This window comes from Klebsiella sp. R445, from assembly GCF_051131755.1.
Classification (GTDB): domain Bacteria; phylum Pseudomonadota; class Gammaproteobacteria; order Enterobacterales; family Enterobacteriaceae; genus Klebsiella; species Klebsiella lignicola.
The window spans coordinates 4,142,017-4,162,400 of the sequence record NZ_CP180446.1; the positions used below are offsets into that span (position 1 = coordinate 4,142,017).

The window sequence follows — 20,384 nt, forward strand, 5'->3', positions numbered from 1 at the left end:
TTATCAACCGTAAAACCAAAAAAAAGGAGTGTAATTTACCACAACAATGGATGAGCCGTGGCGATAGTTTAGGATGACAAATAAGCGCGGCGATCGCCGGGTGGCCTCCCGGCGTCGCGCATCGACTAGCTGCGGGCCAGCATTCGCTGCTGGCGATATTTCAGGACCCGCTCGCGCAAGGTATCCCACAGCCAGTTAAACAGCATGGTGTAGGGCAGGAAGAACAACATAAAGCCAATTTCCAGCATAAATGCCTGGACCAACGAGACGCCGAGGATCAATGCCACGGCGGTGACCCCAATAATAATGAAGCCGCTCTCAAAGCCGATGGCGTGCAGCGCGCGAACTCTCAGGGTGCGCACCACCCGGGAAACTGGCCACAGGCGATCGAACACGGCGTTATAAATCAGGTTCCAGATCATCGCCAGGGTGGCGAGCAGGATGCTCAGCCCGCCCATCTCGACGACCGAGCGCTGCATCAGCCAGGCGGCGGTTGGCGCGAGGATCAGCGTGGCGAGCCCTTCAAAGCTGACCGCATGGATAACGCGTTCTGTCAGCGTTTTACGCTGAAACGTATTCTGTTGCATGGTGTATGGCCTCCGATAAAACCGTTATTCCGATCGATCCCCTCAGGGATAGGAAATCTGTTGTCAGAATTTATGCCGTATTTTATGGATAATTGTGATAAACAAAAGATAGGTTCCATCGATAAAGTAGATAGTTCATGCGCTACTCACCTGAAGCTCTGACCGCCTTTGTGGAAGCGGTCGCCTGCGGTTCGTTTTCTGCCGCCGCCCGCCGCTTGCGGAAAAGCCAGTCCACCATCAGTACCGCGATTGCGAATCTTGAAACCGACCTCGGGGTGGAGCTGTTTGACCGTTCCACCCGGCAGCCCATGCTCACTCCGCAGGGCGAGCAGGTGCTGAGCTACGTCAAAGCGATTCTGGCGGCCAGCGAACGCCTGGATGAGCTGGCTGTTTCGCTCTCGGATGAGACCGAGGCGCGGCTTACCTTCGTGCTTTCCGACACCCTGCATCCGGACGTACTGGAAGACCTGTTGCAACAGTTCGACCGGCATTTCCCCCATACCGAGTTTGAGTGCCTGATTGGGGAAGATGAGGACGTGATTGACCTGCTGCAAAAGGAGCGCGCGCAGGTCGGGTTAATCGAGGCCAGAGATCGCTATCCGACGGAGATCGGCAGCACCCGCCTGCCGTTGCAAACCGCGATGGCTATCTACGTCGCACCAACGCATCCGCTGGCCCGCCAGGAACGGGTGATTTGGGACGAACTGCACAGCTGGCGCGAGCTCCGTCTCAGTACTTTCCTCGGTAACCCGGCGGAACCGGCAAAAGGGCAGGTGTGGTCCGCTCCTAACTATTTATTGCTGCTCAGTATGACGGTGCAGGGGCTGGGATGGTGCATTTTACCCTGCGCGCTGGTAGAGGAGTTTGCCGGTTCAGATGGGCTGGTGGCGCTGAACATTCCCGGCTGGCCGCGGGCTATCTCCGTGGATTTATTATGGAATAAGCGAGCGCCGCCGGGAAAAGCCGGGAGCTGGCTGCGACAGCATTTACAGCACCAGGAGCGCTAAGGCAGTCGCAATTCTTTGTGATTTACCTCACTTTTTTTAAACAATTGCGAAATTTTTTGATAACAACTCTCTACTATATTGCTGTTTCTTTGCGCAGAGCCAGGGCAGAGGTAGAGGATGAAAGATGTCGTTATCGTCGGTGCGTTGCGGACCCCCATCGGTTGTTTTCAGGGGACCTTAGCACGTCACTCGGCGGTGGAGCTGGGGAGTCTGGTGGTGAAAGCGCTGGTGGAGCGGGCCGGTATCGACCCCCACAGTGTGGATGAGGTGATCCTCGGACAAGTATTAACGGCTGGCACCGGGCAAAACCCGGCGCGGCAGTCGGCCATTCGCGGCGGGCTTCCGAATACCGTTTCCGCCATTACGATTAACGATGTCTGCGGATCCGGGCTGAAGGCGCTGCATCTGGCGACCCAGGCGATCCAGTGCGGCGAAGCCGATGTGGTGATTGCCGGTGGTCAGGAAAATATGAGCCGGGCGCCGCATGTCCTTACCGATAGCCGTACCGGTGCGCAACTGGGTAACAGTCAGCTGATTGACAGCCTGGTGCATGACGGCCTGTGGGATGCCTTCAACGATTACCATATGGGCGTAACCGCGGAAAACCTGGCGCGGGAATATGGCATCAGCCGCGAGCTTCAGGATGCCTGGGCGCTCAGCTCCCAGCATAAAGCCCGGCGGGCGATCGATTCGGGGCGTTTTCGCGATGAGATCGTGCCGGTGAGCACCGAACTGAATGGCGCCCCGCGCATGGTCGATACCGACGAGCAGCCGCGGGTGGATGCCAGCGCAGAGGGGCTGGCGAGCCTGTTGCCGACCTTCGACCGTCTGGGATCGGTGACCGCCGGTAACGCCTCGAGCATCAATGATGGGGCGGCGGCGGTGATGATGATGAGCGAGAGCAAAGCGCAGGAGCTTGGCCTGCCGATCCTCGCGCGGATCCGTGCATTTGCCAGCGTCGGGGTCGATCCGGCGCTGATGGGCATTGCGCCGGTGCATGCGACGCGCCGCTGTCTGGAAAGAGCCGGATGGCGCCTGGATGAGGTTGATCTCATCGAAGCGAACGAAGCCTTTGCGGCGCAGGCGATTTCGGTGGGAAGGGTACTGGAGTGGGATGAGCGTCGGGTCAATGTCAACGGCGGTGCAATTGCGCTGGGTCATCCGATTGGCGCTTCTGGCTGTCGTATCCTGGTGTCGCTGGTGCACGAGATGATTAAGCGCGATGCCCGTAAAGGTCTGGCGACGCTGTGTATCGGCGGCGGGCAGGGCGTGGCGCTGGCGGTGGAACGCGAATAAATTCTTTCTTTAACGATTATTTATCAAGCCTCCGGTCGGAGGCTTTTTTTATTCCTGTTTTTTGCAAAATACCACCGTGAAAACGTCCCGCCGGGGCGTTTTTTGGTGAGCTTTGTCACGTCTTCTTGTGCCATGTTTTTTGAAACAAATAATTACGATCTCGATCACTAAAACACGAGTGTATAAAAAATAAAATCAAGTTTCATAAAATAGAAACATAATTTTAATTTTGAGGGGTACCCCATGTTTGCAAGAACTCTGGCTCTGGCTGCGCTCTGTGCTGCAACTTTCTCTGCATCTGCTGTAACCGTCGATCTGCGTCATGAATTTATTGATGGTGGTAAAACTGATAAAACTAACGCCGACCGTGTTGCGGTCTCACATCGTTTTGCTAATGGCTTCGGCTTCTCCGTCGAGGCGAAGTGGAAATCAGGTGGCGATAATACCGACCAGCCGTATTCAGACTTCGTTGGTAACGGTCACGAGGAGACTATTAGCTGGCAGTGGAAGGCCAATAAGAATTTCTCCGTCACCCCAGGGTTTAATATTGAGAGCAACGATAGCCGCTCAATCTACAAACCAAACCTGCGCGTGCAGTACAGCTTCGATAATGGCTTCTATGTAGCCGCCCGTTACCGTTATGACTACACCCGCTATCCGGCCAGCGCGGGTAAAGAAGATGACAAAGTGAACCGTGGCGATGCGTGGGCCGGTTATGTCCTCGGCGACTGGCGTGCTGAGCTGAACTATGTGTACGCGCGTAGTTCTGAAGGCGTGAATCGTAACGACAACAAACCGTACTCGCAGGAATACAACCTGAAAGTGGCGTATAAGCTGGATAAAAACTGGGCACCGTATGGTGAACTGGGTAACGTTGGGGTGAATGACCGCAGCGATCGCCAGACGCGTTTCCGTGTCGGTGTGGCTTACACGTTCTAAGAAAACCGATTCCGATGAGAACCCTGGCGTAGTTGGCCGGGGTTTTCTGTTTCTGGTGAGGCGGAAAGACGGGGGAAATCGTTATTGAGACAGGGAAACATGCCACCCAGTTTAATCAACTTATCTCCCCACCCAATTCCCCTACATCACCAGCCAAAAAAAAGCCCTCCGCGGGGGAGGGCAAGGCCAGTTACAGAAACACTCAATCAAAAAGTCTACTTTATGCTTTTAACATCTCTGGGTTTTCAGGCAATTTGGCGATATAAAGCGCCGGCTTACCGTCTTTATCAGAGCTGTACAGAATGGCACTGTCGTCCGGCGTGAACGACGGGTGCGGGTGGGTAACCTGGCGGCTGTTCGCCACCGTCGCCCAGGAGGTATCGTGACGTGCGACGCGATAGTAAGCCTGCTTCGCGACATCGAAAACATACAGATACGGATCGTTATCGATGGTGTAGCCGCTGGTATCTTTCACATCCACCGGCGTACCGGAACCGTCGCCAACCAACAACGTGCCGTCGAAATTACTCATCAGATGGGAACAGGCCGGCATCTGCATCAGCGCCGTGTTGACGCCGGTATCCGGGTTAAAGCTGTAAATGGTGCGTCCCTGCTGACCTTTCAGATAGGAGACGTACACCAGCGCTGAACCGTTCGGTACCCAGAATTCATGGGTGCAGCTTTCGCCTTCCGCATGCTCTTTGACCTTGCGAACATTGCTACCGTCTTCATTGACCATCCACATGCGCGCATCCACCAGATCGTGCGGACCTTCGTGGCAGAAGGCGACGGTGTTGTCGTCGAATGGGCGATAGATCGGGTGGCCCAGCCAGTTTTTCTCTTCATGAATCACGCTGCTGGCCCCGGTTTTTAAATCGACGCGCAGCAGGCGACAGTGTGGACCTTTATGGAAGAAATCGTGGAAAATCTGCCAGTCGTTGAGCGGCGTCCAGTCGCTTTTGGCAATCTCGATGCCGACCAGTTTGGTGCAGTCGCTGTTGGCAACCCAGGTGCCGTAGCCGACCCACTCGTCGGAAACGCGATACACTTCGCGCTCTTTAAGGGTGGTGAGGTTCACTTCTAACAGCGTGCGGTCGTTCTTCACGTAATACAGTGAGGCGTCATCCGGGGAAAGGAAGCCGCCGAAGGTGTTATCGCCAGCCCCTTCAGTTAACTGGATGGCTTCGGCTTTCGCGATATCTAACAGATAGTAGTTCCAGTTACCGTCGAACTCGCCGGCAAACAGCAGATGGCTGCCATCATTGAAAAAACACTTCTGATAGAAATAGTTACGATGACAGGTCACTTCCGGTGGGGTTAAGCGGGTAATTTCCGCGCCGGTATCCGGATCGTGACTGACTTCGTAGTTTAGTTTTACCCGCATGCCTTTAGCCATGATGTACTCCTTTTCTTTCCTGCAGTATCGCCAGCCGCGAAGGGGCGCGTCGCCAGGTGAAGTTGATTTAAAAGATGGGTGTCAATTTATCAAAACATTGTTTCATTATTTGTGATGGCTAACGCAAATCACCATAAAATCTTGCACTGGATCGCAGTTTCTTCCCGCCGCTGGCCGCACGACGACGGCCAACTTTGATTTCATACCCACTTATTGTTTTGTTTTGTCTTTTTTTAAAGTTTGATTAATTGACTGTATTTTAATGTTTTTTTAATGATATTGCTTCTCGGCCAGGGACGCGCTTCGTGATCCGTTTTGCATTTTTGATAATTATACCGTGAAAATATGAAACATCGTTTTAATAAAAATTGAAAACAATTTTCTCAAGGGGTAAGATGACCTCAATAGCAAAGCAAAACTGTGTTTTATTTTTCTATTGCGGATAACGCTCCAGGCGTTTCCCCAGGCGTCAGGAGCCGTGCGGGTTGCGGGCCGGACTACAAATAGAACCTTGCCTGTGTTGTACGGGCTCTGAAAGATTAAGGAATAAATTATGATTCTCGATGCATTCTCTCTACAGGGTAAAGTGGCAGTAGTGACTGGCTGCGACACCGGACTGGGCCAGGGTATGGCGGTAGGTCTGGCGGAAGCGGGCTGCGATATTGTGGGCATCAACATTGTTGAACCGACAGAAACCATCGAGCGCGTTACCGCGCTGGGGCGTCGTTTTCTGAGCCTGACCGCCGATCTGCGCCAGATTGATGGCATCCCGCAGCTGCTGGAGCGTGCTGTAGCCGAATTCGGTCATATCGACATTCTGGTGAACAACGCCGGTCTGATTCGTCGTGAAGATGCCATTGAGTTCAGCGAGAAGAACTGGGATGACGTCATGAACCTGAACATTAAGAGCGTGTTCTTTATGTCTCAGGCGGCGGCAAAACACTTTATCGCCCAGGGCAATGGCGGCAAGATCATTAACATCGCTTCGATGCTCTCCTTCCAGGGTGGCATCCGCGTTCCGTCTTACACCGCATCGAAAAGCGCCGTGATGGGCGTGACCCGTCTGCTGGCGAACGAGTGGGCGAAGCACGGCATCAACGTGAACGCCATCGCGCCGGGCTATATGGCCACCAACAATACCCAACAGCTGCGCGCTGACGAACAGCGTAGCACCGAGATCCTTGACCGTATCCCGGCGGGTCGTTGGGGTCTGCCGTCTGACCTGATGGGTCCGGTGGTGTTCCTGGCATCCGGCGCATCGGATTACATCAACGGCTATACCGTTGCGGTCGATGGCGGCTGGCTGGCGCGCTAATTCATTGCCTCTTAGCGTCCGATAAAAAAAACCTGCTGCGGCAGGTTTTTTTATATCGCAATAATAATTGTCCATACTCAAAAGCAGGAATAATCCATATTTATTTGTTATGAATTTCATGAATCCCTTTATTTAAGCGGCTTTATAGGTGGTCATATATTATTCATTGTTGTATTGAAAGTTGAATGTCCATCACAAAACAGACTTTGCCAGCCAATTAGTCCATATCTTTGACCTGTCCTCCCTGACACATTGTCGCGTCAATCACGTACTTTCAGTGCACGTCTTACTTTGCTCAGGCAGGAAAAAATGACTTCAATCAGTGATGGCGTGACGGCAATACCGCGTAGTCAGCGCGATACCCGACGCATGAACCAGTTCGTTTCGATTGCCGCCGCGGTGGCAGGTTTACTTTTTGGCCTCGATATTGGGGTCATTGCCGGGGCATTGCCCTTCATTACCGACCATTTTGTCTTATCCAGCCGACTTCAGGAGTGGGTGGTGAGCAGCATGATGCTGGGAGCGGCGCTTGGCGCCTTGTTCAATGGCTGGCTCTCTTTTCGCCTTGGCCGCAAATACAGCCTGATGGTCGGAGCGATCCTGTTTGTTGCCGGTTCTCTCGGTTCGGCATTTGCGACCAGCGTGGAAATGCTGCTGGCAGCGAGGATCGTGCTTGGCGTTGCCGTCGGGATCGCCTCCTATACCGCGCCGCTGTATCTTTCTGAAATGGCGAGTGAAAACGTGCGCGGCAAGATGATCAGCATGTATCAGCTGATGGTGACGCTGGGCATCGTGATGGCGTTCCTGTCCGATACCGCCTTCAGCTACAGCGGCAACTGGCGGGCGATGCTGGGGGTACTGGCTCTGCCGGCCGTGCTGCTGATTATTCTGGTGATTTTCCTGCCGAACAGCCCGCGCTGGCTGGCGGAAAAAGGGCGCCATGTCGAAGCGGAAGAAGTCCTGCGCATGTTGCGTGATACCTCAGAAAAAGCCCGCGACGAGCTCAATGAAATCCGCGAAAGCCTGAAGCTGAAGCAGGGCGGTTGGGCGCTATTTAAAATCAACCGTAACGTCCGTCGTGCGGTGTTCCTCGGCATGCTGTTGCAGGCGATGCAGCAATTTACCGGGATGAACATCATCATGTACTACGCGCCGCGTATTTTTAAAATGGCCGGTTTCACCACCACCGAACAGCAAATGATGGCGACCCTGGTGGTTGGCCTGACCTTTATGTTCGCCACCTTTATCGCCGTCTTTACCGTCGACAAGGCCGGGCGCAAACCGGCGCTGAAAATCGGTTTTAGCGTGATGGCGCTGGGAACCCTGGTGCTAGGCTACTGCCTGATGCAGTTCGATAATGGCACCGCCTCCAGCGGCCTTTCCTGGCTGTCGGTCGGCATGACCATGATGTGTATTGCTGGCTATGCGATGAGCGCCGCGCCGGTGGTGTGGATCCTGTGCTCCGAGATTCAGCCGCTGAAATGCCGCGACTTCGGGATCACCTGTTCCACCACCACCAACTGGGTGTCGAACATGATTATCGGCGCGACGTTCCTGACGCTGCTTGATTCGATTGGCGCCGCCGGGACCTTCTGGCTGTACACCGTTCTGAACGTCGCGTTCATCGGCGTGACCTTCTGGCTGATCCCGGAAACCAAAAACGTCACCCTCGAGCACATCGAACGTAAGCTGATGGCGGGCGAAAAGCTGCGCGATATCGGGATTTAATTACAGTGATGAGCGGGGTAGCCACGGGCTGGCGACGCGTACCGTCTCCCGATGGCTTTCCCCGTTAATGATATGCAGGGCGCTGAGGCGCCCGATATCGTAATGCGGCAACTGCACCGTCGACAGCGGCGGTAAAAACAGATCGCCAATCCCCACCATATTGTCATAGCCCACCACCGCCACGTCCTGCGGGATCCGCAACCCCAGCCCTAGCAACGTTTGATAGACCATAAAGGCGATTCGGTCGTTACCGCAGATCACCGCGTCGAACTGCGCTTTCCCTGCGTGGATGCCGGCCAGCACCATGGCGGGAATATCATGATAGTGGCGATCGCCCAGGGCCATATAGTGATGGGTGAGCGTTTCCGGCGCGATACCGGCCTCCAGGCAGGCGCGTTCCAGCCCCCGACGGCGGCGCACGGTTGCCAGATGGTTTTGCGGAAGATGCAGACACAGCGGGTTACGATAGCCGGCGGCCAGCAGCGCCTGTACCGCGGCGTACTGACCCTGCTCATCATCCGGAATATAGCTGGCGACCGGATCGTTCAGGCTTTCGCAGTTGGCGAGGACGCAGGGCAGCGTCAGCAGTTTGGCCGGTACCGGCACCTGGCGCAGCCCCATGGTGGTGTAGATGATGCCGTCAGGGCGGTGGGAGAGCAGCAGGTCGACGATGCTGTCCGGGCTGTCGTCGGAGAACATATTCACCACGAAGCTGTTCCAGCCGTGCGCCCGGGCGGTCTCTTCGATAGACAGCGTGATATCGACCGAAAACGGGGTGGTGACGGTATCCAGCGCCAGCACGCCGATGGTATTCGGCGTGGCGTGGGCGCCGCGGATTTTCTTGGCGGAAAGGTCAGGGACGTAGTTGGTCTGCTCGATGGCGGACTGCACGCGGGCCAGGGTCTCGGGCTTGAGACGCTCCGGGTTATTCAGCGCCCGCGAAACGGTCATCAGAGATACGTTTGCCAGTTTTGCCACATCTTTCAAGGATGCCATCTTTCATACTCCACCGTTGCTGCCCTGCCACAGGCTATACAACTAACTCACTGATGTAAAAGGATCATGCGATATTCTATCGCACGCGGTGCCGATGCTATGGTGGCGAATCTTTGATCGCGATCTCATCCCTGTTATGTTAACGTTAACTTTTGTGATTAACATCATGTATCGCGGCAAAACGGCATGATTTATGTTTTTTGTTAACGTTACCATTGCATTCGTCACCCCTACACGAGCATGTCATGATGAAAGCACATCACTCTCACAGCTATCCGTTACTCAGCGCCTTACTGTTTTTCTTTTTTGTGACCTGGTCTTCCTCCGGCTCTTTGCTCTCTATCTGGCTGCACCAGGAGGTGGGGCTGAAGGCGGGAGATACCGGAATTATCTATGCCGTTCTGTCCGTGTCGGCGCTGTTTGCGCAGGTCTGCTACGGCTTTATTCAGGACAAGCTCGGACTGCGTAAAAACCTGCTCTGGTATCTCACCGTGCTGCTGATCCTCTCGGGGCCGGCCTTTTTACTGTTTGGCTATCTGCTGAAAATTAACGTGCTGCTTGGCAGCATCTTCGGCGGGATCTATATCGGCTTAACCTTTAACGGCGGTATAGGCGTGCTTGAGTCCTACACCGAGCGCGTGGCGCGCCAGAGCCAGTTTGAGTTTGGCCGGGCGCGGATGTGGGGATCGCTGGGCTGGGCGGTGGCGACCTTTTTTGCCGGGCTGCTGTTTAACATCAACCCAAAACTCAACTTTGCGGTCGCCAGCTGCTCCGGCCTGGTGTTCTTTATTCTGCTGGCGCGGCTGCGGGTCTCTTCCGCGCCGCAGGCCATGCAGGAAGCGATCGCGGGCGGCAAAGTGACGCTGGAAGATGCGTTGCGCTTGCTGACGCTGCCGCGCTTTTGGGCGCTGGTGTTTTTCGTCGTCGGCACCTGCATTTACGGCGTCTACGACCAGCAGTTCCCGGTCTATTTTTCTTCGCAGTTCGTGACCCTGCAGGAAGGGAACGCGATGTACGGCTACCTCAACTCATTCCAGGTGTTCCTGGAAGCCGCCGGCATGTTCTGTGCGCCGTGGCTGGTTAACCGTATCGGGGCGAAAAACGGGCTGATTTTTGCCGGGATGGTCATGGCGCTGCGGATGATCGCTTCTGGCCTGGTGGAAGGGCCGCTGCTGATTTCCATCACCAAGCTGCTGCACGCGGTGGAGCTGCCGGTGCTGCTGGTGGCGATTTTTAAATACAACAGCATCAACTTCGATAAACGCCTCTCTTCGACGCTGTATCTGGTCGGCTTCGCCTGCACCAGCTCGGTGATTGCCACGGTGCTGTCGCCGCTGGCGGGCTACAGCTACGAGATTTATGGCTTCGCCCGGTCCTATCTGATCATGGGCCTGCTGGTGTTCTGCACCACCTTTATCTCCATTTTCTTGTTGCGCTCCAGCCGGCCATCTTCGGATCCGCTGATGTCGCAACCCTCCGCTATCTGAATGAAAAGAGTGACGAATATGACTTACACCATTGCCAAAGCCGAACAGGAACTGCAGCAGAAAAGCGACGCGTTGAATCTGCGCTGGTATCCCCGCTATCACCTCGCCGCACGGGCGGGCTGGATCAATGACCCGAATGGCCTGGTCTGGTTTAACGGCTGGTATCACGCTTTTTATCAGCATCATCCGTACTCCACGCAGTGGGGACCGATGCACTGGGGCCACGCCCGTAGCAAGGATTTGGTCCACTGGGAACATCTGCCGGTAGCGCTGGCGCCGGAAGGGCCGGAGGACAAAGACGGTTGTTTCTCCGGTTCCGCCGTGGTGGATGGCGATACCCTGGCGCTGATTTATACCGGGCATAAATTCCACGGCGAGGCCGGTAACGACGATCATCTTTATCAGGTTCAGTGCCTGGCCACCAGCCGCGATGGCGTGCACTTCGACCGTCAGGGGACGGTGCTGGATACGCCGCCGGGGCTGCATCATTTTCGCGATCCGAAGGTGTGGCGTGAAGGGGAAAACTGGTACATGGTGGTCGGCGCCCGCGTCGGCGATACCGGGCAGGTGCGGCTGTACCGCTCGGCTGACCTGCGCCAGTGGCACGACGAAGGGATCCTTGATGAAGCCGAAGCCGGGATGGGCTATATGTGGGAGTGCCCCGACTTCTTTACCCTTGGTGAGACGCGGGTGCTGATGTTCTCGCCCCAGGGCATCGCGGCGGATGGCTATCGCAACCGGAATCTGTTCCAGAGCGGCTACCTGACCGGCGAGTGGCAGCCCGGGCAGCCGTTTGTCCGCGACGGCGAGTTTGTCGAGCTGGATCTCGGCCATGATTTTTATGCGCCGCAAAGTTTCCTGACGCCCGACGGCCGTCGCCTGATTATTGGCTGGCTGGATATGTGGGAGTCACCGCTGCCGGAGCAGGAGGATGGCTGGTCGGGGATGCTCTCGCTGCCGCGGGAGCTGACGCTGGGGGAGGACAATCGTCTGCTGATGCGCCCGGCGCAAGAGGTGGAGTGCCTGCGCGGCGCCTGGTTCCCCTGGCCGGTGAGCGCCCTGAACAACCAGCAGTCACTGATGGTGGAAAATGCTGAAGCGATGGAGGTGATTCTGCACTGGGATTGCGCCGGCAGCACTGCGGAACAGTATGGGCTGAGCTATGGTGACGGCCTGCGCATTTACGTTGATGCCCAGATGCAGCGGCTGGTTGTGGAACGCCACTATCCGCAGCACGGGCTGTGCGGCGTTCGCAGCGCCGCGATCTCCCTGACGTCGCCGCTCACGCTGCGCCTGTTTTTCGATCGGTCTTCGGTGGAAGTGTTTGTCAATGAAGGTGAGGCCTGCCTGAGCAGCCGTATTTACCCGGATGCTGAGCGCCGGGCGCTGTCATTATTCGCCTGCAACGGTAGCGCGCTGCTCTCGGAAGCCGGCGCCTGGCAGCTAGAGTAATCGGCCAGATTGTGGATAAGCCCCGTCCGTGATGCCGGACGGGGTGTCACTACCTTCAGACTTCGGCCAGATACAGCGCCGGCATACCTTCTTTGTCAGAGGTAAACAGCACCCAGCGGTTATCCGGTGAAAACGAAGGGTGGGGGTGGCTGACCTGACGTTCGCCGTTGATCACCGTCCAGGTGGAGTCATGGCGGCACAGCGCTTTCTGCTCGCCAGAGCGTAGATCGAACAGCCAGATGTAGGGATCGTTAAGCTGAATATCGCCGGTATGATGAGGCGAGCCGTCGCCGACCACCAGCGATCCATCATGGTTGCTCATCAGGTGAGAGCAGGGCGGGATCGTCATTAGCTGGTGGTTCTCCAGGGTCGCCGGATCGGCGCGCCAGAGATAGCGGTGCGGATCGTTCTCCTGATGGGCGACGTAGTACAGCGCCGAACCGTCGGGAACCCAGAACTCATGGGTAAAGCTTTCGCCGGGCTGGTGCTGACGTACTTTACGCATTTTGCTGCCATCGGCATCGATAAGCCACATTCTGGCGTCGATCGCATCGCGCGGACCTTCATGGCAGAAGGCAACCGTGCGGTCATCAAACGGCCGGTAGATCGGATGGCCCAGCCAGCGTTTTTCCTGCAACACCACGCGCTGTTCGCCACTATGCAGATCGATGTTGATCAGCCGACACTCGGGTTCGGTAAAGTAAAACGCGCGGAATTTACCCCAGTCGGTCAGCGGCTGCCAGTCGCTTTTTTTGATCTCAATCCCCACCAGTTTGCTGCCATCGCTGTTCGCTACCCAGGTGCCGTACGCCACCCATTCATCATCCACTTCGTAGACAACCTGTTCTTCCAGCGTGGCCAGATCCACCCGACGCAGCTGATGGTTATTTTTGACGTACCACAGCGAGCGGTCATCGGCGGATAAGAAGCCGCCAAAGGTGTTGTCGCCGGGGCCGTCGGTCAGCTGCGTCGCCTGCTGCGCGGCGATGTCTAACAGATAGTAGTTCCAGTGGCCTTCAAATCCGCCACCAAACAGCAGTTTACCGCCGTCGCGGGTGAAGCATTTTTGATAGAAGTAGTTGCGGTGGCAGATGACGTGCGGGGGCGTCATCCGGATCACCCGATGACCGGTTTCGCTGTCTTCCGTGGTGCGAAAATTCAGCGGGATGATTTTGCCTTTCATGGCTTACTCCTGATAAAAAAATACCCCGCAGCTGGCGCGGCGGGGTAGGGACAGTGATATCGGATTAACGCATTGCGCGGCGCAGAATACGGTCAGACTGACGCTGGAAGTCTTCTGCCGTCTCTTCGACGGTTTTTTTGCCGTAGTCGATGTACTGCAGCGAAGTACCAAACTGAGCCACGATCTGCGGGTCATCAAAGTATGGCGAAACCGGCAGCTTGGTTGGCAGCGATTGCGCCAGCTTCAGACCGGCAACCGCCGGGTCATCGGCTTTAATGGTGCCGTCTTCGGTCAGGTACTGCACCGCCACTTTGCTCAGCGGCACGCCGCGCTCCAGGCCGAGGGTGTCGACCCCTTCTTTGCTGTTCAGTAGGAAGTTAATCACTTTTGCTGCCGCTTCCGGATTTTTCGTCGATTTACCGATCGACAGCATCTGTGCTGGTTTAAAGAACAGACCGGCATCGGTAGCGCCCGGCAGCATCGGGTAGGCGCCCAGATCCAGTTTTGCTGGTGGCTTCAGGTTATCGGAGTATTTGTTGATGGTGGAGTTCCACATATAGGTTCCCCCCCATTCGCCCTGGATCCACGGCTTCATTTCGTACATGTTGCTCTTACCGAAAGAGGCATAGTACTTGGTGTCCGGCATCACGTGGCTGTCGACCAGCTTTTTGTACATCTGGAAGAATTCCACCCACTGTTCTTTGCTGTAGGAGAATTTCTTCGTTTTTTCATCGACAGCCGGCTGGTTATATTTTTGAATCATATAGGAATTCAGCAGAGCCAGCGTATCCTGGTGCTCCAGCACTACCGGGTAATACTGTTTACCCAGTTTGCTCTCAAAGGTTTTCCCGGCTGCCATCAGCTCGTCCCAGGTTTTTGGGTATTCGACGCCAGCTTTCTTCCAGGTTTCATCGTTGAAGTAGAACACGCGAGCGGTGACGGAGATCGGGATCCCGTTGAGCTTGCCGTTCACGGTGGTGGATTGCAGTTCTTTCGGATCGAACTGGCTCAGGTCGATCACGTCCTTCATCTTGTTCAGATCGTAGAAGCCCTCACCGTTTTTCGAGAAGATCGGCAGCCAGTTCCAGTTGGTCTGCATCACATCCGGCTCGGTTCCCCCGGCGATCTGGGTGGTCAGACGCGACAGGTGACCATCCCAACCGGTGTATTCGGCTTTAACGTTAATGTCCGGATTTTGTTTATGAAACTCTTCCAGCGCCTTCAGTGTGACCTGGTGACGGCCGTTGCCGCCCCACCAGGACATACGTAAATCAACATCCTTCGCCATAGAAGGCAATGCGGTCAGGCCCAGAGTTGCGGAGATTGCGGCGCTTAAAAGCACTTTTTTCATTTTAATACTCCAGTAGTTACAGAGAGATATTCTGTTCTGTGGTGGCATCAAAGAGATGGCACTTGTTCATATCGAATTTGAACCAAACCTTACGGTGAAGCCCTTTTTCAATCATCGGTTTTGCTTCATCTGAAGGAACGCGAGCGGTCAGTTCATAGTCGGCGACCTTCAGGTAGACGAAGAACTCGTGACCCATATTCTCGACGCGGACCATTTCGCCGGAGCAACCGCCTTCGGCAAAAGGCTCATCGGAAATGGAGACGAACTCCGGACGCACGCCGTAGAACAGTGACTGATCGGTGTGGTTGCTGGCTTTCTCCTGCAGCGCCGCGCTTAACGGCAGCAGTTCATCACCAATGGTCAGGTGCAGACGACCGGCGCGATCCACCAGTTTGCTCTGGCGGATGTTCATCTCTGGTGCGCCGATAAAGCCGGCCACGAACATGTTTTTCGGTTTGTGGTACAGGTTGTCCGGCGTATCGACCTGCATGATATGACCCAGCTTCATCACGCAGATACGGTCACCCATGGTCATCGCTTCGGTCTGATCGTGGGTCACGTAGACGGTAGTGGCTGGCTTGCCGGATTTCTTCAGCTGCTTGTGCAGGTCGGAAATACGGATACGCATCGAGGCACGCAGTTTCGCATCGAGGTTAGACAGCGGTTCATCGAACAGGAACACGTCCGGCTTTTTGACGATGGCGCGACCGACCGCGACACGCTGTGCCTGGCCGCCGGAAAGCTGGCGCGGCAGACGGTCAAGCAGCTCTTCCAGCTCCAGAATTTTGGCCGCTTCATTAACCTGGCTTTCAATCTGCTCTTTAGGCAGTTTGCTGAGCTTGAGGCCAAAGGCCAGGTTCTCACGCACGGTCATGTGCGGGTAGAGTGCATAGTTCTGGAACACCATCGCGATACCGCGCGATTTTGGCGCGAGGTTGTTGACGATTTTCTCACCGATGCGCACTTCACCACCGCTGATGGTTTCCAGTCCTGCCAGCATGCGCAGGGTGGTGGATTTGGCACAGCCGGATGGCCCGACGATAACCATAAATTCGCCATCCGCAATTTTCAGGTCGATAGCATGTACCGCTTTGAAGCCGTTGGAGTAAACTTTTTCCAGTTTTTTGAAAATAACTTCAGCCATGATATTTCCCTCTTAACCTTTAATTCCGCTGCTGGTAACGCCCTGTACGAAGTAGCGTTGTGCCAGGAAGAACACGATGATGGACGGCAGAATGGAGATACTCGCCATTGCCAGAATTTCGTTCCACGGAGCGCCTTCCGTGACGTCGATGGACATTTTCAGTGCCAGCGCGATTGGGTATTTATCAACGCTGTAGACATAGATCAGTGGGCCGATAAAGTCGTTCATTGACCACATGAACTGGAACAGCGCCACGGAGATGATCGCCGGTTTAAGAATCGGTACCACCACATACCACAGCACCTGGAAAGAGTTACAGCCGTCAATCTGCGCCGCTTCTTCCATATCACGCGGTACACCGCGCAGGAACTGAATCAGCATGAAGACGAAGAACCCTTGGGTCGCGAATGCCAGCGGCAGATACAGCGGCAGATAGCTGTTCAGCATGCCCATTTCACGGAACATCAGGTACTGCGGGATCAGCAGGACGGTGCTTGGCAGCAGCATGGTGGTGATCAGGGTCGCGAACCAGAATTTCTTCCACGGGATCTCGAAGCGGGCAAAGCCGTACGCCACGATGGTGGAGGAGATAATGGTCAGCAGTACTTTCGGGATCACATACTTGAAGGTGTTCAGCATGTAGTGACCGAAGTTGTACTCGGTGCCGGTTTTCCAGCCGTTAATAAAGCCATCCCAGGTGGCATGAGCCGGCCACAGGCTCAGAGTGGTGAAGATCTCATGGTTCGGTTTGAACGACGCAGAGAACATCCACACCAGCGGATAGAGCATCAGCAGGCCAACGAACAGCAGGATTACGTAGCGGATCATCCGGCTAATTTTTTCGCGACGCAGAGTACGGGCAACCTCACGTTCTGCAATTTCCATCGCCGGGGTCATTTGTTGGATATCAGCCATTTTTGCCTCCCTTATCGGCGGAGTAGAACACCCAGTATTTCGATGACTTGAATGCGATGGCGGCAAAGACCGCGACGACGAGGAACAGCACCCACGCGAGCGCGGCGCCATAGCCCATATCAAAGTACTTAAAGGCCGTATCGTAGATGTAGAGCGAGAACAGATAGGTGGAGTAGGTTGGGCCGCCGCCGGTGATAACGTACGGTCCGGTAAACTCCTGGAATGCCTGAGTCGTCTGCATGATGAAGTTGAAGAAGATAACCGGCGTAATCAGCGGCACGGTCACTTTCATAAACATCTGCCACTTCGAAGCACCGTCGATCATCGCCGCTTCATACTGTGACTGCGGGACGTTCTGCAGCGCTGCGAGGAAGATAACCATCGCAGAACCGAACTGCCAGACGCGCAGCAGCGTCACGGACATCAGCGCCAGAGACGGTTCGCCAAGCCAGTTCACCGGGTCAAAGCCCAGCACGCCGATAAAGCTGTTCAGCAGGCCATCGATCGCAAACAGCGCACGCCACAGAACGGCAATGGCCACCGAGCTGCCGAGAATCGAAGGGATGTAGTAAGCGGTACGGAAAAAGCCGATGCCGCGCAGTTTAAAGTTGAGAACAAAGGCAATGCCTAACGCAAAAGCCAGTTTTAACGGGATCGTTAAAAAGACGTAAGCAAAGGTCACGCCCATGGATTTCCAGAAGAGCGAATCTTCGGTCAACATGTAGCGATAGTTTTCAATGCCGTTAAAGACCGGCGGACTCATCAAATCGTACTCAGTGAAACTGAGGAAGAAAGATGAAACAAAGGGAAAAGCGGTAAAGAGTATCAGCCCGATGATATAGGGCGATATCCATGCCAATCCCAACATCTTGTTTTCATTCATACATACCTACCTGGCTTACGAGTTTGTAAAACGGATTCGGTGTAATGGCTTTTTCCGTGCCGACGTTCGGCAGGAAAGTTAATCTGGTGCTGGTGTCTTCGCTGGCGCTAGCTTCCTTTTTAACCTTGTGTTTATTATTGAGGGTTACTCGCAGCTTCCCTGCTGAACCTGTTCGTTTCGTTTTTTACCTACCCGACGTCTCAGTTTTATAAAACGCCGTTTTATTTTTATTTTATTGCTATTTATTACAGAGTCATTCGATTCATAACGGAAATGTGATCGAAGTCGAAACGATGTTTCAAAAAATGCGGGTCATGAACGATTTCTGTGGGGCATGGGACGGAGAAAAAGGGCGAGGCGGGGATTTGAACCATACGAAGTGATAATAAATAGTGAGCTAATGATTTGTTCGTAGAGGGTTTTTTTGGTTAACGGAGCTGATGAGATCAAGGGCGCCGTTGCGCGAAGGGGGCATGTCAGGAATGCCCCCTGATGGGACTAGTTTTGCAGGAAATCTTCACGGATTGGGGTGAAGGTGTCCAGCAGGGTGCCAGGCTTCAGGCAGATGCAGCCGTGCATGATATGCGGTTTCTTATAGAGGGTATCGCCGGCGCGGACTACGTGCTTCTCTTCGCCGATGGTGAACTCAAATTCACCGGAAAGCACATAGGTCAGCTGCTCGTGCGGGTGGTTGTGCATCGGCCCGATGGCACCGACGTCGAAATTGACCTCGACGGCCATCATGTGACCGTCGTGCGCCAGGATACGACGGGTGACGCCATTGCCCAGATCTTCAAGGGTGGTCTCTTTGTGAAAAATAAACATCCGGCAGTCCTGTTGTTAAGTGAAACAATGTTTCATTTAATTTATATCAGATTGCATTGAAAAGAAACGATCGACAAGAGAAGTGGAAAGTTGATCACAAGTTTGTTTCACTGGAACAAACCCTGTTAAGGAGCAAATGATGAAAACGATTGGCCTTTTGGGCGGCATGAGCTGGGAATCCACCATCCCCTATTACCGCCTGATTAATGAAGGCGTCAAGGCGCGCCTGGGCGGGCTGCACTCGGCCAGCCTGCTGCTGCATAGCGTTGATTTCCATGAAATCGAAGCCTGCCAGTCTTCAGGGCAATGGGATCGTGCCGGGGAGATCCTGGCGCAGGCGGCGTATGGCCTGCAACAGGCCGGCGCGGAAGGGATCGTGCTGTGTACCAATACGATGCACAAGGTGGCGGAGGCTATCGAAAGCCGCTGTGAGGTGCCGTTCCTGCATATTGCCGATGGCACCGGGCGGGCGATTAGCGCCCAGGGGCAACGTCGCGTGGCGCTGCTCGGCACCCGCTATACCATGGAGCAGGATTTTTATCGTGGCCGCCTGCAGCAGCAGTTCTCCATCGAGACCCTGATCCCCTCCGCCGACGATCGTCAGCGTATTAACGAGATCATTTTTGACGAGCTGTGCCTCGGGACATTTAGCGAGGCGTCACGCGATATCTACCTGCAGATCATCGCGGAGCTGGCGGATCAAGGGGCTGAAGCGGTGATCTTTGGCTGCACCGAGATCGGCCTGCTGGTTCCCCCGGCGTTCAGCCCGCTGCCGGTGTTTGATACCACGGCGATTCACGCCAGCGATGCGGTGAATTTCATGCTCTCTTAAGCACCGCCTCGAGCGGTGTCTGAATGCGCGTCAGGCTGCTTTGCAGATGCTGAATTAACGCCTCGACCAGCGCCGAACCGGGGCGATGCAGCGGGCGGATCAGGCTGACGGTAAACGGGACATCGACGCTAAAGCGGCGCACCACCACGCCGCTCTCGGCGTAGTCGAGGGCGGTCAGCGGGTTGACGACGGAGATGCCGACGCCTGCCCGCACCATCGCACAAATGGAGGCCGCGCTGTGGGTCTCCACCACCATCCGGCGTTTGATCTGATGCTCCTGGAACAGGGCGTCAAGCAACTGGCGATAGCTGTCGGTACGCGACAGGCTAATATAGTTTTCACCGTGGAAATCCGCCGGCGTCAGCACCGGTTTGCTGGCAAGCGGATGGTCCTGTGGCAGCACGCAGACTTCGTTGAGGGTCAGCAGCGGCGTGCGCTCGGTACCGGCGGGGGTGTGCAAGGTTTCCGTCAGGCCGAGATCGTGGCGCTGAGCGGAGAGCCACTCCTCCAGCAGCGGTGACTCCTGGGGAACGATGTGCAGGCTGACTTCCGGATAGCGCGCCAGAAACGGCTGCAGCAGCAGCGGCAGAAACGACTGGGAAAACACCGGCAGACAGACCACCGACAGTTCCCCCTGGCGGAACTCGCGCAGGCTTTCCGCGGCGCTGACGATGCGATCCAGCCCGTACCACGAGCGCTGCACCTCTTCGAACAGCCGTAGCCCCTGTACCGTCGGCTGCAAACGTCCGCGGGCGCGGGTAAACAGCGTCAGCCCGATCACCTTTTCAAAACGCGCCAGCTCCCGGCTGACGGTCGGCTGGGAAGTATGCAGCATCTGCGCCGCTTCGGTCAGGTTGCCGGTGGTCATCACCGCGTGGAAGATTTCAATATGACGCAAATTGACGGCTGGCATAGCGACTCGCAGAAAGTGTCCGGTATCCATATCATTTTTGCATAGAGTCACGATAAAACGATATTTTTTATTCTCTTTACCCTATGGCGTAATCATAAAAAAACATGCACAGCACAGACAACACCGGAGTTCACC

18 protein-coding genes are annotated in these 20,384 nt (G+C 55.3%); 8 read left to right on the forward strand and 10 right to left on the reverse strand.

Features of this window, described 5'->3' with window-relative positions:
• Positions 1 to 125: 125 nt before the first annotated feature.
• Positions 126 to 587 carry a PACE efflux transporter gene (locus ACMYSN_RS19580; protein WP_462495867.1) on the reverse strand — a complete coding sequence of 154 codons (462 nt, stop codon included), beginning with the start codon at positions 585 to 587 and terminating at the stop codon, positions 126 to 128.
• 137 nt (positions 588 to 724) lie between these two features.
• Here ACMYSN_RS19580 and ACMYSN_RS19585 point away from each other — a divergent pair, with 137 nt between their 5' ends.
• The 3 genes from ACMYSN_RS19585 (at position 725) to ACMYSN_RS19595 (ending at position 3,829) form a co-directional block, all read left to right on the forward strand.
• Positions 725 to 1,594 carry a LysR family transcriptional regulator gene (locus tag ACMYSN_RS19585; protein ID WP_462495868.1) on the forward strand — a complete coding sequence of 290 codons (870 nt, stop codon included), beginning with the start codon at positions 725 to 727 and terminating at the stop codon, positions 1,592 to 1,594.
• 117 nt (positions 1,595 to 1,711) lie between these two features.
• Entirely contained in the window at positions 1,712 to 2,890 is a 1,179-nt protein-coding gene (locus ACMYSN_RS19590; RefSeq protein WP_123756636.1) for an acetyl-CoA C-acetyltransferase, read from the forward strand.
• Positions 2,891 to 3,133: 243 nt separating this feature from the next.
• Positions 3,134 to 3,829 (forward strand): oligogalacturonate-specific porin KdgM family protein, encoded by a 696-nt coding sequence (locus ACMYSN_RS19595; protein WP_434583222.1) that lies wholly within the window; start codon positions 3,134 to 3,136, stop codon positions 3,827 to 3,829.
• A gap of 220 nt (positions 3,830 to 4,049) precedes the next feature.
• On the opposite strand, the gene ACMYSN_RS19600 is transcribed toward ACMYSN_RS19595, so the two are convergent.
• Positions 4,050 to 5,225 carry an oligogalacturonate lyase family protein gene (locus tag ACMYSN_RS19600; RefSeq protein ID WP_154144004.1) on the reverse strand — a complete coding sequence of 392 codons (1,176 nt, stop codon included), beginning with the start codon at positions 5,223 to 5,225 and terminating at the stop codon, positions 4,050 to 4,052.
• A 553-nt stretch (positions 5,226 to 5,778) separates the two neighbouring features.
• Between ACMYSN_RS19600 and kduD the strand changes: the two genes are divergently transcribed.
• Entirely contained in the window at positions 5,779 to 6,540 is a 762-nt protein-coding gene (gene kduD, locus ACMYSN_RS19605) for a 2-dehydro-3-deoxy-D-gluconate 5-dehydrogenase KduD (RefSeq protein WP_123756640.1), read from the forward strand.
• Between the two features lie 309 nt (positions 6,541 to 6,849).
• Positions 6,850 to 8,268 (forward strand): sugar porter family MFS transporter, encoded by a 1,419-nt coding sequence (gene araE / locus ACMYSN_RS19610; RefSeq protein WP_462495869.1) that lies wholly within the window; start codon positions 6,850 to 6,852, stop codon positions 8,266 to 8,268.
• On the opposite strand, the gene ACMYSN_RS19615 is transcribed toward araE, so the two are convergent.
• Complete coding sequence (locus ACMYSN_RS19615) at positions 8,269 to 9,264, reverse strand: LacI family DNA-binding transcriptional regulator (RefSeq protein WP_462495870.1); 996 nt, start codon at positions 9,262 to 9,264, stop codon at positions 8,269 to 8,271.
• Positions 9,265 to 9,509: 245 nt separating this feature from the next.
• On the opposite strand from ACMYSN_RS19615, the gene ACMYSN_RS19620 reads away from it, so the two are divergent.
• Together ACMYSN_RS19620 and ACMYSN_RS19625 are read left to right on the forward strand one after the other, a co-directional pair.
• Entirely contained in the window at positions 9,510 to 10,751 is a 1,242-nt protein-coding gene (locus ACMYSN_RS19620) for an MFS transporter (RefSeq protein WP_462495871.1), read from the forward strand.
• Positions 10,752 to 10,769: 18 nt separating this feature from the next.
• Complete coding sequence (locus tag ACMYSN_RS19625; protein ID WP_462495872.1) at positions 10,770 to 12,203, forward strand: glycoside hydrolase family 32 protein; 1,434 nt, start codon at positions 10,770 to 10,772, stop codon at positions 12,201 to 12,203.
• A gap of 55 nt (positions 12,204 to 12,258) precedes the next feature.
• Here the strand turns inward: ACMYSN_RS19625 and ACMYSN_RS19630 are convergent, their stop codons facing one another.
• The 6 genes from ACMYSN_RS19630 to ACMYSN_RS19655 all read right to left on the reverse strand — a co-directional run bounded on the left by ACMYSN_RS19630 (position 12,259) and on the right by ACMYSN_RS19655 (position 18,504).
• Positions 12,259 to 13,386, reverse strand: coding sequence for an oligogalacturonate lyase family protein (locus tag ACMYSN_RS19630; RefSeq protein ID WP_462495873.1), 1,128 nt, complete (start codon positions 13,384 to 13,386; stop codon positions 12,259 to 12,261).
• Positions 13,387 to 13,450: 64 nt separating this feature from the next.
• Positions 13,451 to 14,737, reverse strand: a complete 1,287-nt coding sequence (locus tag ACMYSN_RS19635) for an ABC transporter substrate-binding protein (RefSeq protein ID WP_462495874.1) — start codon at positions 14,735 to 14,737, stop codon at positions 13,451 to 13,453.
• A gap of 16 nt (positions 14,738 to 14,753) precedes the next feature.
• A complete protein-coding gene (locus tag ACMYSN_RS19640) occupies positions 14,754 to 15,881 on the reverse strand; it encodes an ABC transporter ATP-binding protein (protein WP_462495875.1) in 1,128 nt (375 codons plus the stop codon).
• A 12-nt stretch (positions 15,882 to 15,893) separates the two neighbouring features.
• Positions 15,894 to 16,796 carry a carbohydrate ABC transporter permease gene (locus ACMYSN_RS19645; RefSeq protein ID WP_434670279.1) on the reverse strand — a complete coding sequence of 301 codons (903 nt, stop codon included), beginning with the start codon at positions 16,794 to 16,796 and terminating at the stop codon, positions 15,894 to 15,896.
• On the reverse strand, positions 16,789 to 17,679 hold the full coding sequence (locus ACMYSN_RS19650; protein ID WP_123756649.1) for a carbohydrate ABC transporter permease: 891 nt from the start codon (positions 17,677 to 17,679) through the stop codon (positions 16,789 to 16,791). Before ACMYSN_RS19650 ends, ACMYSN_RS19645 begins: the two co-directional genes overlap by 8 nt.
• A 498-nt stretch (positions 17,680 to 18,177) precedes the next feature.
• The gene (locus ACMYSN_RS19655; RefSeq protein WP_154144001.1) at positions 18,178 to 18,504 is read right to left on the reverse strand and encodes a cupin domain-containing protein; all 327 of its coding nucleotides are present in this window, start codon (positions 18,502 to 18,504) and stop codon (positions 18,178 to 18,180) included.
• Between the two features lie 139 nt (positions 18,505 to 18,643).
• Here ACMYSN_RS19655 and ACMYSN_RS19660 point away from each other — a divergent pair, with 139 nt between their 5' ends.
• Entirely contained in the window at positions 18,644 to 19,336 is a 693-nt protein-coding gene (locus tag ACMYSN_RS19660) for an aspartate/glutamate racemase family protein (RefSeq protein ID WP_462498295.1), read from the forward strand.
• On the opposite strand, the gene ACMYSN_RS19665 is transcribed toward ACMYSN_RS19660, so the two are convergent.
• On the reverse strand, positions 19,323 to 20,249 hold the full coding sequence (locus tag ACMYSN_RS19665) for a LysR family transcriptional regulator (protein WP_462495876.1): 927 nt from the start codon (positions 20,247 to 20,249) through the stop codon (positions 19,323 to 19,325). The genes ACMYSN_RS19660 and ACMYSN_RS19665 overlap by 14 nt on opposite strands.
• Between the last annotated feature and the right edge of the window lie 135 nt (positions 20,250 to 20,384).